We start from the raw sequence: 11877 nt of genomic DNA on the forward strand, positions 1-11877 counted from the left end.
TTACTGCTTCAATTTTGAATTCTTCAGGATATCGTTTACTGCTCATAAGCACCTCGTTAATTAGCCATTTTATCTAACTAAAAGGTGTCTACAAAATTAGTGGCTATTCAGTCAGAGTGTATGATCACAGGTTCATTTGGCCTACGTCGCCATACCGCCATAAGAAGTGCATCCAAAACGATATCCTTGGCAAGCGTAGGTTTCATTGACCAACCGATGACTTTTCTCGAATATAAATCAAGAACCACAGCCAGATATAACCAGCCTTGCCATGTGCGAATGTAAGTTATATCAGTCACCCAAGAAGTATCAGGTGTGTTTACAATAAACTCTCGATTTAAATGGTTAGGTAGCACAATCTGAGGACGACCACGACCATAGCTTTTATGTTTCTTATATCCTCGAACAGCGGCAATACCATTGTTCTTCATGATCTTCAGCACACGATTGGGCCCGCAGCTTTCACCCAATTCTTTTAGATCTAGCGTAATGCGACGATAACCATAGATGCCATAGCTGGCATCATAAGAAGAACGGATGAGCTGTAATAACCGCTTATCTTCAATAGTCCTGCCTGATTCGGGTTCATGCAACCAGGCATAGTAACCAGCACGAGCGATCTTAAGGACCCGACACATCGTTTTAATCTTAAATTGATGGCTGTATTCCAGGATAAACTGGTACTTTACTCGGGCAGGCTTGCAAAGTACCTTGCGGCCTTTTTTAGAATATCCCGTTCCTCTTCAGTCTGTTTAAGCTGACTTTTAAGACGTAGGATTTCTTTCTTTGCTTCGAGTAGTTCATGTTCATCAGAGTTGTTACGTAAAGGCTGTAGCGCCTTTAGCCATTTATAAATGCTGTGTTGTGATACGCCTAAACGTTCTGCTACATCAGTGACAGAATATCCACGTTCGGTAATCAATTTAACAGCTTCATCTTTAAATTCTGGGGTGTATCGTTGTCCACTCATAATGTTCTCTCCTATGCAAAAAGAATAGACGAAATTTGTCTAGGAGAGTGGGGGCTATTCACACCTCATTGAAACCCCTTTAAGAAAGGGGATGCCGATCCTCTATATCACCAACGGTGGATGAAGCTTGTCAGCATTCTTAAATATTTATCGTCACCATCACGGCATAGACGTGCGCTTATGGTAAGTCACACTTACATAACTTAGACTTAGAAGATTTGGTGGCTTTAACTATTAAAGCTGTAGTAATGGCATGGGTACACCATCCAGCGACAAACTGGGTGTCAAAGCTAGGTAAGTGAATTACTAGACTTCACTGTAGTTAGTTCTCAATTTTAAATTTTATTAAAGGAAGTATGAAAGTCATACTTCCTTTTCAATCTTCTACACAATAAAACTTTAGAGTTGAAGCCAAAAATAATATTTAAATTAGGTTTGAAAAATAATTACGGTGGGCGCTATCTTGTGGTAAGAGTTCTAATAAGCGTTGTATTGCATCAATTCGATCATGTGTTTGCCCAATAATTCGTAATAATTGATCGATATCCTTTATTTGATAGATCAACTGGCTTAAACGGGCATCAAAACAATGTCTCCATGTGCTGAGTAATGGGCTTTCTGATTTAGATAAAAAGCTACCTTTATATAGCGAGAATGTACTGGATATAAGATTTGCATTTAATGATTGTTCAGCACGTAAAAAATCACATTGAACTTCACAGCTAAGCCTATAAATGCGAGCCTCAATTGAATGGGGTAATAAGCTACGAAGTTGTGAAAGCTCAGCCTTTAGGGTTTTTAGGCTGACACTACGCTCACCATAAAGGGCATAGTGTAACTCTTCTAAACAAATGCCATGGGGATACAAAGCTAAAATGCATAGTATTTCAATTTGACGGTGAGTCAAGTTCAATGTATGCCCATTAAATTGAACCCAAGGCGAGCCTAGTGCCTTAATGTATAAAAAATTTTGCTGTTCAAGTTTTATGGCGCGTTGTATTAAATCTGCACAGCGTTCAACTGCAAGCAGCCCTAAAGGCGTATGTTTTTTATATTTTGTGGAAAGGTTAATAATGCCATGAAATTGACCTGATGCTGGATCCCAGATCGGTGCGGCATAACAAACCCAATCACGAACACTGTCCATTTGGTTTTCATGAGAATAGACGCAACTTGAAATTTGGCTGTTCAAGGTCATACCAATCGCATTGGTTCCAACTGCCTGTGTAGACCAATGTCCGCCCTCAATAAAATGTACCTGTTCAGCAGAAGAAAGCATGGCTGAACTACTCCATGTCCATAAGAGAGTCCCGTGATGATCTGTAAGACCAATCGCCATATCTGAATCATCCGCTATTTTGAGTAAGTCAGCATAATTATGCTGAATAGAGCGGCGGAATAAAGACGTTTGATCTTCTTGAGGCAATGCTAAAACAGGGGCAGCATGTACAGTAGTTTGATTAATTAAATGCGTCGTTTGCAGCTGTTTTGCAGATGCGGTATTGAACAGGTTCATATCATATTCCTTTATGATGAGACTGTAATATTTTTAAACTTTAGAAATGAGCTTCAAAATTTATGGTCATTTACGTCATTTCTTCTTGCTTCGATTTTAAATGCTTTTTTCTTTGCTTGGTTAAATTAGATCTTTTGGCTTTACCAGTCCTTGAGCTACTTTAAAAGTGTTCTTATGAGCTGAAAATGACTATTTCCATCTGAAATGTTAATAAACGTAAATAGGATGAAAAGTCATTCGCTCATGTAAGGGTTAGGCACAGCTTCACCATGATACTGACGGTCTGCAAAATAACTTGATCGTACTAATGGCGCACTCCAAATATTTTTAAACGCTAAGCGCTCTCCATGTGTTTGATAATGCTTAAACTCTTGCAACGTAACAAAACGATGAATTGGCGCATGAGATTTAGATGGCTGTAAGTATTGACCGATTGTGACATAATCAATTTGATAATCTTTCAAATCATTTAATAACGCAATAACCTCAGCTTCAATCTCTCCTAAACCCACCATCAAACCACATTTCGTTGGGCTATCAGGGCAGTAGTGTTTAAATTTCTTAAGTAAATTCAATGAATGCTGATAGTCAGCGCCTGGTCGCATGGCTTTATACAGGCGTGGCACGGTTTCAATATTGTGATTAAAGACATCAGGTGGATTTTTGCTCAGAATTTTAAGTGCAATATCTGCGCGACCACGAAAATCAGGAACCAAAACTTCAATCAAAGTGTCTGGACTAGTTTGACGAATTTCTCGAATGCAATCTGCAAAATGCTGTGCACCGCCATCTTTTAAATCATCTCGGTCAACGGAAGTAATCACAACATACTTTAAGTTTAGATTCTTCACTGTTTCAGCCAAATGCAGTGGCTCGTTAATATCTAAGGCATTAGGACGGCCATGCGAGACATCACAGAATGGACAGCGTCGAGTACAGATATCTCCCATAATCATGAATGTTGCTGTTCCACTACCGAAACATTGCGGCAAGTTAGGACAAGCTGCTTCTTCGCAAACGGTATGTAGTTTTTGTTGTCTTAATAAATCCTTAATGATTTGGACTTCCTCAGGTCGACTAATTTTAGTCCGGATCCATTCTGGCTTTTTCGGTATCGTTTCCGTTGGAACAACTTTAATTGGAATACGCGCCATTTTTTTAGCGCCACGTAGCTTCTTTCCAGTTAATACTGGGTTATTTAAATCCATTTCAAACACTCCGTCGTTTAAAATAATTAATATTGAGCCTGATATTAAATAAGCTGCTTTAAATGCATTAATAATATTAAAACAGGGCAAAAAACTTATCATATAAAACAAAGGTTGGTTAAAGGTTTGTTTTTGTATATAGCTGAATAATATTAAAAAATTTACAAATTTCTTAATTTTATAAACCATTGTTTTTAATGTTTATCTTATATTTTTATGCATTATATTTTTTTAGTCTAATATGAAATTAAATAAAAATATTCTTATATAAATATACGATTTAAAAATCCAGTTATTCAATTTGGGATTTTCTTTTAAGCGTAGTTAATAAGGAATAAATATATGCAATTAACGGAAGAGCAATTGCTAGCAGCATACAAAAGAATGCGCGACATTCGTGAATTTGAGGATCGACTTCACGATGAAAACAATACAGGTGATATCCCAGGTTTCATCCATCTTTATAGCGGTGAGGAAGCTGTTGCCGTAGGGATCTGTGAAAATTTAACAGATAAGGACTTCATTACCTCAACACATCGTGGTCACGGACATTGTATTGCAAAGGGCTGTGACATTCACGCCATGATGCTAGAAATTTTTGGCAAAGATGATGGTTTGTGTCGTGGTAAGGGCGGCTCAATGCACATTGCGGACTTAGATAAAGGCATGCTCGGTGCAAACGGTATTGTGGGTGGTGGTCCACCTTTGGCTATTGGGGCAGCTTTAAGTGCTAAAACACTCAAAAATGGTGGGATTGGTCTATCTTTTACCGGTGATGGTGGTTCAAATCAGGGCTTAACTTTTGAAGCAATGAATATGGCTGTGGTGTTAAAGCTCCCTGTGATTTTTGTTTTTGAAAATAACGGTTTTGGTGAAGGTACTGCACATGATTATGCCGTAGGCAGTAAAGACATTGCAGGCCGAGCAGCAGGTTTTGGCTTACCCGCTGAAAAAGTAGATGGAACAGACTTTTTTGCTGTGTATGAAGTTGCACAAAAAGCCATTGAACGTGCCCGCCGTGGTGAAGGTCCGAGTGTGATTGAAACAGTAACCAACCGTTTTTATGGACATTTTGAAGGTGATCCGGGACTTATTCGTTCCAAAGAAGAACTGGATTATGTCAAAGAACATAAAGACCCATTGAAGATATTCCGTGAAAAAGTCAAAGGCAAAATTGACGAAGCCAAACTCGATGCGATTGACGCCCAGTCTAAAGCCAATGTAGACGATGCCGTTGCAAAAGCACGCGCAGCTAAGTACCCAGAAGTCTCTCAGTTACTTACTGATGTTTACGTCTCTTACTAAAGGAATAGTAGAAAAATGCCAAATAAAAGTTATCGAAACGCGATTAAAGAAGCAATTGAATTAGAAATGCGCCGAGACCCAAGTGTCATTGTGGTCGGTGAAGATGTTCGTGGTGGGCATGGAGGCAAAAATACCGATGACAATAAACTGGAAGGTTTTGGCGGTGTACTTGGTGTAACCAAAGGCTTATGGACTGAATTTGGTTCTGAACGAGTCATTGATACGCCAATTACAGAATCAGCGATTATTGGTATGGCGGCAGGGGCTGCTGCAACGGGTTTAAGACCTGTGGCAGATTTAATGTTTATGGATTTTTACGGCGTGTGTTATGACATGCTGTATAACCAAGCAGCTAAGTTTCGCTACATGTTTGGCGGCAAAGCCAAAGCGCCACTCGTTGTACGTGGCATGATTGGTGCAGGTTTTTCCGCAGCAGCGCAGCATTCTCAGTCGCCATATAACGTGTTTGCCTCAGTGCCTGGTTTAAAAGTGGTGGTGCCTTCAAGTGCCTATGATGTAAAAGGGTTGTTGATTCAAGCCATTCGAGATGACGACCCAGTAGTCTTTTGTGAACACAAGTTGTTGTACGACATTAAGGGCGAAGTGCCAGATGAGTCCTACACTATTCCTTTTGGTGTCGCAAATTACACCCGTGAAGGCACAGATATCACCATTATAGCCTTAAGTTTGATGGTGCATCGTGCCAATGAAGTCGCTGATAAGCTCGCAAAAGAAGGCATTTCGGTTGAAGTGGTTGACCCTAGAACCATTTCACCATTAGACGAAGATGGCATTTTAGAGTCAGTAGCTTCAACAGGTCGTGTGGTGATTGTAGATGAATCAGCAGCACGTTGTGGTTTCGGACATGATGTGGCTGCGCTTATTGCACAGAAAGGCTTTCATTATCTTAAAGCACCAATCGAGTTAGTCACTCCACCACATTCACCCGTACCATTTTCACCAGTATTAGAAAAAGAATGGCTACCAAGTGTAGAACGCATCGAACAGGCTGTACGCAAGACGTTGGAGGCTTAGGATGAGCGAAATTAAAACTTTAGAAATCCCAAAATGGGGTTTGTCCATGGAAGAGGGCACGATTGCCCAATGGCTGATTCAGGAAGGTACGCAATTTAGTAAAGGACAGGAAATTTGTGAAATTGAAACCACAAAAATCGTCAATGTTCTAGAAGCGCCTTTCGATGGCTTGCTACGAAAAATTATTGCTAAAGATGGTGATACCCTTATCGTAGGAGGAGTCATTGCAATTTGTGCAGACGCCCAAGTTTCCGATGCAGAAGTTGAAGCATTTGCACAGTCCTTAGGTGGAACACCTGCTGTAACTGAAAATAAAGCGGTAGCAGCGGTTCCTGAAAAAGTCGATGTGGCTCAAGTTGAAACCAAAGTACAAGCTGCTCCTAAACAGAACAGTGTTGGTAATGGATCAAAAGCGGTGACTCAGGGCGGATATTCTATTCCTGATGAGTTACAAGGCTACCAACAAAGCGATGATATTTTTGCAACGCCACATGCCTTGAAATTGGCTGAAAAGCATAATGTAAACTTGGCTCAGATTACGGGTTCTGGACGTGAAGGCCGTATCAGTGTTCAAGATATTCAGGCCGCAGTTCAAGCTGCTGGTGGTTCTTGGCCAGATGTACGTCATCAAGCCAGCACGAAAGCCGCGAAATCTAAAGCAGATGACAGTTATGTTCTAGCGACACCTGTTGCCCGCCGTTTGGCAAAACAATGGGGCATTAATTTGCATGATTGTCGTGCATCAGGTTCACGTGGACGAGTCTGTAAGGAAGATGTTGAAGCTGTATATCAACGGGAAAATCCTGTACAAGCTCAACATACTGAGTATGCGCATCCAACAGAGTCTGCAAAATTCACCACCGTAGCTATGAATGGTATGCGTAAAGCAATCGCTGCACGGCTACAAGCGGCAAAACGCAATGCACCACATTTTCGCTTAACGATAGACTTAAATGTTGAGTCGGTTCAGGCTTTGCGTCAGCAAATTAACAGTACTGTACCGCAAGTCAAACTGTCCATTAACGATATGCTGATTAAAGCTGCTGCTGCTGCACTGATTAAAGTTCCACAAGTTAATGTTCAGTTTGATGAAGAGAATCAGCAGATTTTACAGTTTGAACAGGCTGATATTTCGGTTGCTGTAGCCATCGAAAATGGACTGATCACGCCAATTATTAAAGCAGCGAACCGTAAATCTTTGGCGCAAATTTCCAATAATATGCGTGATCTGGCGACACGTGCCAAAACTGGAAAATTGGCACCTGATGAGTTTCAAGGGGGCAGTTTCAGTATTTCCAATTTGGGCATGCTTGGTATTCAACAGTTTGATGCCATTATTAACCCGCCTCAAGGTGCAATTCTAGCCTTAGGTGCAGCAGAGAAACGTGCTGTCGTTGAAAATGATGAGATTGTTGTTCGTGAAATGGTGACCGCAACATTGTCTTGTGATCATCGTGTCATTGATGGTGCGTTGGGTGCTCAATTCTTATCGGCATTTAAGCAGTTTGTCGAAAATCCTGCATTAATTTTGGTGTAGGAGGAATAGTCATGTCAGATACACAATTTGATCTTGTGGTTATTGGTGCTGGTCCTGGAGGATATGTCGCTGCGATTCGCGCAGCGCAACTGGGATTAAAAACTGCAATCGTTGAAAAACAACACTTAGGCGGAGTGTGTCTTAATTGGGGATGCATTCCAACCAAGGCATTATTGAGCGGGGCTGCGCTTGCACAGCAGTTCAAACATGCAGGGCAGTTTGGCTTTACTCTTAACGCGATTGATTTTGACATTCAAAAACTGGTCCATCATAGCAGACAGGTTTCTGAGCAACTCGTGCAAGGTATCGGTCAATTATTGAAAAAAAATCAAATCACTGTTTTTAACGCGGCAGCCCAGTTTATTGCCAAAGAGCAATTAGAGCTTACAGATGCGAATGGTCAAAAACAGCAGATTTCTGCACCGCATATTATTGTCGCAACAGGTGCACGTGCGGCCAATTTGCCTCATATTCCTGTAGATGGCCATCAGGTCTGGAGTTATAAAGAGGCTTTAGTTCCGGAACAATTACCAAAATCTTTACTGGTCATTGGTTCGGGGGCTATAGGCAGTGAGTTTGCAAGCCTATACCAAGACTTAGGCTGCCAAGTTACCTTGGTTGATATTGCAAAGCAGATTCTCCCTAGCGAAGACATTGAAGTTGCGAAGTATGTACAAAAGCAATTTGAACAGCAGGGTATGCAGGTTTTAACCGAAGCGACTGTAAAAAAAATAGAAACTAATCAGGCTCAAGTACATTGTCATATTGAAACTGCCACAGGTGTGCAAATCATTACTGTTGAAAAGGTGCTTTCAGCTATTGGCGTGAAACCGAATGCTGAAAATCTTGGCCTAGAAGCTTTGGGAGTTGAATTTGAGAATGGTTTTATTAAAGTCGACTCATGGTGTAAAACCAATGTAGTGGGCATTTATGCAATTGGTGATGTCGCAGGTGCACCGTGTTTGGCACACAAAGCCAGTCATGAAGCCATTCTTTGTGTGGAGAAAATTGCAGGCCTAAGTCATGTACATGCTTTAGATCGTACACAAATTCCGGGCTGTATCTTTACCCATCCACAAGTGGCCAGTATTGGTTTGACAGAACAGAAAGCGAAAGCTACGGGCTTGAATATCAATGTGGGTAAGTTTCCTTTACAAGCGAATGGTAAAGCATTGGCTTTGGGCGATAGCGCAGGATTTATTAAAACCATTTTTAGTCAGGAAACGGGTGAATTGTTGGGTGCTCACATGGTTGGACATGAAGTCACCGAACACATTCAAGGTTTTGCCATCGCGAAATACCTAGAAGCTACAGATGAAAGCTTAGCGCAGGTCATTTTCCCTCATCCTACTTTGTCTGAGGCGATGCATGAGTCGGTCTTGTCGGCGATGCAACGTGCAATCCATATTTAAGGAGTCGCAACATGCCTAGAGGTTTAAACAACAAAGTTGCTTTAATTACGGGTGCGGCACAAGGCATTGGACGTGGTATTGCCTTACGTTTAGCACAAGAAGGTGTTCATATTGCCTTGGTCGATCTTCATCAAGAAAAGTTAAATACTGTTCAAAAAGAGGTTGAAGCCTTTGGCGTAAAAGCCACCACATTTATTGCGGATATTTCAGATCCAATACAAATCAGTGACGCTATTAATCATGCAGAATCGACACTTAATGGTTTTGATATCATGATTAATAATGCAGGTATTGCACAAGTCAAAGCTTTGGCAGAAGTAACGCCGAGTGAATTTAACCAAATTATGAACATCAATGTCGGTGGTGTACTTTGGGGGATTCAAGCCGCAGCAAATAAATTTAAACAACGCCAACAGGCTGGAAAAATTATTAATGCATGCTCAATAGCAGGTCATGAAGGCTTTGCTTTACTCGGTGTTTATTCGGCAACTAAATTTGCAGTTCGTGCATTGACGCAAGCTGCGGCTAAAGAATATGCCAGTGTTGAAATTACTGTAAATAGTTATTGTCCGGGTGTTGTTGGTACAGACATGTGGGTCGAAATAGATCAGCGGTTCTCTGAAATTACAGGTGCACCAATTGGTCAAACGTATAAAAAATATGTAGATGGTATTGCTTTAGGACGTGCTGAAACACCAGATGACGTGGCTGCATTAGTTGCATTTTTAGCCAGCGAGGATGCAAACTATATTACAGGTCAGTCTATTTTGACAGATGGTGGAATGGTTTACCGTTAATATCAACATAAGGAATACACAATGAAAGCAGCTCGTTTTTATGATCGAGGGGATATTCGAATTGAAGATATCCCTGAACCGAAAGTACTTCCAGGCACAGTTGGAATTCAAGTTGCATGGTGCGGTATTTGCGGTACAGATTTACATGAATTCATGGAAGGCCCTATTTTTATTCCACCTTGTGGTCATCCACATCCAATTTCGGGAGAATCTGCACCTGTAACAATGGGACATGAATTTTCAGGCGTAGTTTATGCAGTTGGTGAGGGTGTAGACGATATCCAAATTGGACAACATGTCGTAGTTGAACCCTATATTATTGCGGATGATGTCCCGACTGGCCCCAATGATAAGTATCATTTATCAAAAAATATGAACTTTATTGGTTTAGGCGGACGCGGTGGTGGTCTTTCTGAAAAAATTGCAGTTCAGCGGCGTTGGGTACATCCTATTTCAAATGATATTCCTTTAGACCAAGCAGCGTTGATAGAACCTTTATCTGTCGGTCATCATGCCTATGTCAGAAGTGGCGCAAAAGCTGGCGATATCGCACTGGTTGGTGGAGCAGGCCCAATAGGCTTACTTTTATCTGCTATTTTAAAGGCTAAAGGTCTCACGGTCATCATTACTGAACTGAGTGCAAAACGTAAAGAAAAAGCGATAGAAGCGGGTGTTGCCGATTATGTACTAGACCCATCTAAGGTTGATGTAGTTGCTGAGGTAATGAAAATTACAGAAGACCGCGGTGTAGATGTCGCTTTTGAATGTAGTAGTGTCAATAAAGTCATGGATACACTCGTTGCAGCAATGAAACCAACTGGTGTAGTCGTTATCGTTTCTATTTGGAGCCATCCTGCCACAATTAATGTGCATAGTGTGGTGATGAAAGAGCTAGATATTCGTGGCACGATTGCTTATGTAAATGATCATCAGGAAACTATCCGTTTAGTCGAGCAAGGTAAGATTAATCTAGAACCTTTTATTACCCAACGTATTGCATTAGATGATCTTGTTTCTAAAGGCTTTGAAACGTTGATTCATAATAATGAATCGGCTGTAAAAATTATTGTTCATCCATAGTAAAGCCTAATTTGAATAAGCTAGAAATAAACTCTATGTAGCTATTTCTAATATCTTTATAGATAGGGAATGAGTCTGTACGTACAGATTCATTCTCAAATTTACAGTGTTGAGTGCCAGTATGATTTTGATCATACAGCCTAGTAAAGATAGAAAATAAGTTTTTAAATAAACCATAGGGATATAGACTAAATTTTGCCAGGAGAGTGGTGGCAGTCCACCACTAATTAAAAGGTGTCTACAAAATCATTGGCTATTCAATAAGTTTAGTTTACTGTTTGGTATAAAATATTATGCTGAGTTTTGATAGCTACGATTTTTGTTTGGCTTTTTGACGTAAGACATACAAATATAAGCTTTCAACTTTTTCACGTGCCCATGGTGTGGTACGTAAAAACCGTAATGATGACTTAACACTTGGATCTATACAAAAACATCTAATTTCAATTTTACGACTTAAGCCTTCAAAGCCACCATAGTAATCCAATAACTCATCCAAAATGTCAGCAAGTTTTTTGCCGTGTAGAGGGTCATTGGAGGCATTCATAATAGATAAACCATATTTTTGGAGGCCATCATTATAACCTGAGCTAGTTGAAAAATGGGAGGGTTGAAATTTAAACATAATTAACATTGATGTGTGCTGAAATAGCAGGAGACATTCACTTGTGAGATTCTAGTCAGCCGACTTGTAAAAATCTTCTGCCATTTGATTTAGTGTCTTAAAATGTAGACCTTTCTTTTTATAGAATAAGACCTTAAAGAAAACCTATTTAACTGAAGCAAACATAAAAGTGCATTACTAATTTGACAGATAATATAACCTGATTTAATCTATATCAGAAATAATGAACAAATTAGCAGGTGTTATTTATTTAACATAATATACATTATACGAAATTAAATTGTTAGAAACCATTTAAAGTGTCTGTATTCTCACCAATAAAAATGTCTGGTCTATGATGCGCATCAACATCATGGACTGGATATGAATCGAGATGCTGATCACTATGTCTG

General features: G+C 40.2%; 9 protein-coding genes and 1 pseudogene. 6 read left to right on the forward strand and 4 right to left on the reverse strand.

The features are described 5' to 3' along the window. Positions 1 to 110 precede the first annotated feature (110 nt). From ACPUEY_RS13465 to lipA, 3 genes and pseudogenes are all read right to left on the reverse strand, one after another. Positions 111 to 970, reverse strand: a pseudogene (locus ACPUEY_RS13465) (IS3 family transposase); the annotation flags it as partial. 424 nt (positions 971 to 1394) lie between these two features. Next, positions 1395 to 2486 (reverse strand): transcriptional regulator, encoded by a 1092-nt coding sequence (locus ACPUEY_RS13470; protein ID WP_279687945.1) that lies wholly within the window; start codon positions 2484 to 2486, stop codon positions 1395 to 1397. Between the two features lie 233 nt (positions 2487 to 2719). Further along, a complete protein-coding gene (lipA, locus tag ACPUEY_RS13475) occupies positions 2720 to 3694 on the reverse strand; it encodes a lipoyl synthase (RefSeq protein WP_425122398.1) in 975 nt (324 codons plus the stop codon). A 342-nt stretch (positions 3695 to 4036) separates the two neighbouring features. On the opposite strand from lipA, the gene ACPUEY_RS13480 reads away from it, so the two are divergent. The 6 genes from ACPUEY_RS13480 to ACPUEY_RS13505 are packed head-to-tail and all read left to right on the forward strand — an operon-like array spanning position 4037 to position 10860. Continuing rightward, entirely contained in the window at positions 4037 to 4999 is a 963-nt protein-coding gene (locus tag ACPUEY_RS13480; RefSeq protein WP_016167939.1) for a thiamine pyrophosphate-dependent dehydrogenase E1 component subunit alpha, read from the forward strand. Between the two features lie 15 nt (positions 5000 to 5014). Further along, entirely contained in the window at positions 5015 to 6034 is a 1020-nt protein-coding gene (locus ACPUEY_RS13485; protein WP_048881927.1) for an alpha-ketoacid dehydrogenase subunit beta, read from the forward strand. 1 nt (position 6035) lies between these two features. Continuing rightward, on the forward strand, positions 6036 to 7571 hold the full coding sequence (locus ACPUEY_RS13490) for a 2-oxo acid dehydrogenase subunit E2 (RefSeq protein WP_425122396.1): 1536 nt from the start codon (positions 6036 to 6038) through the stop codon (positions 7569 to 7571). Positions 7572 to 7582: 11 nt separating this feature from the next. Continuing rightward, a complete protein-coding gene (gene lpdA / locus ACPUEY_RS13495) occupies positions 7583 to 8983 on the forward strand; it encodes a dihydrolipoyl dehydrogenase (RefSeq protein WP_425122397.1) in 1401 nt (466 codons plus the stop codon). An 11-nt stretch (positions 8984 to 8994) separates the two neighbouring features. Continuing rightward, on the forward strand, positions 8995 to 9780 hold the full coding sequence (locus ACPUEY_RS13500; protein ID WP_242770475.1) for an acetoin reductase: 786 nt from the start codon (positions 8995 to 8997) through the stop codon (positions 9778 to 9780). A 21-nt stretch (positions 9781 to 9801) separates the two neighbouring features. Then, positions 9802 to 10860, forward strand: a complete 1059-nt coding sequence (locus ACPUEY_RS13505; RefSeq protein ID WP_004281883.1) for a 2,3-butanediol dehydrogenase — start codon at positions 9802 to 9804, stop codon at positions 10858 to 10860. A 310-nt stretch (positions 10861 to 11170) separates the two neighbouring features. On the opposite strand, the gene ACPUEY_RS13510 is transcribed toward ACPUEY_RS13505, so the two are convergent. Beyond that, complete coding sequence (locus ACPUEY_RS13510; RefSeq protein WP_003651786.1) at positions 11171 to 11407, reverse strand: VF530 family DNA-binding protein; 237 nt, start codon at positions 11405 to 11407, stop codon at positions 11171 to 11173. Positions 11408 to 11877 lie beyond the last annotated feature (470 nt).

Origin of the sequence: Acinetobacter sp. G11, from assembly GCF_049808495.1 — a bacterium.
In the GTDB taxonomy this organism is placed as follows: domain Bacteria; phylum Pseudomonadota; class Gammaproteobacteria; order Pseudomonadales; family Moraxellaceae; genus Acinetobacter; species Acinetobacter kookii.

What these genes read in the sequence shown, in the direction of transcription:
- ACPUEY_RS13470 (WP_279687945.1), bottom strand. Translation starts at nt 2,486, where the DNA reads ATGAACCTGTTCAATACCGCATCTGCAAAACAGCTGCAAACGACGCAT.
- ACPUEY_RS13500 (WP_242770475.1), top strand. Translation starts at nt 8,995, where the DNA reads ATGCCTAGAGGTTTAAACAACAAAGTTGCTTTAATTACGGGTGCGGCA.
- lipA (WP_425122398.1), bottom strand. Translation starts at nt 3,694, where the DNA reads ATGGATTTAAATAACCCAGTATTAACTGGAAAGAAGCTACGTGGCGCT.
- ACPUEY_RS13490 (WP_425122396.1), top strand. Translation starts at nt 6,036, where the DNA reads ATGAGCGAAATTAAAACTTTAGAAATCCCAAAATGGGGTTTGTCCATG.
- ACPUEY_RS13485 (WP_048881927.1), top strand. Translation starts at nt 5,015, where the DNA reads ATGCCAAATAAAAGTTATCGAAACGCGATTAAAGAAGCAATTGAATTA.
- ACPUEY_RS13480 (WP_016167939.1), top strand. Translation starts at nt 4,037, where the DNA reads ATGCAATTAACGGAAGAGCAATTGCTAGCAGCATACAAAAGAATGCGC.
- lpdA (WP_425122397.1), top strand. Translation starts at nt 7,583, where the DNA reads ATGTCAGATACACAATTTGATCTTGTGGTTATTGGTGCTGGTCCTGGA.
- ACPUEY_RS13505 (WP_004281883.1), top strand. Translation starts at nt 9,802, where the DNA reads ATGAAAGCAGCTCGTTTTTATGATCGAGGGGATATTCGAATTGAAGAT.
- ACPUEY_RS13510 (WP_003651786.1), bottom strand. Translation starts at nt 11,407, where the DNA reads ATGAATGCCTCCAATGACCCTCTACACGGCAAAAAACTTGCTGACATT.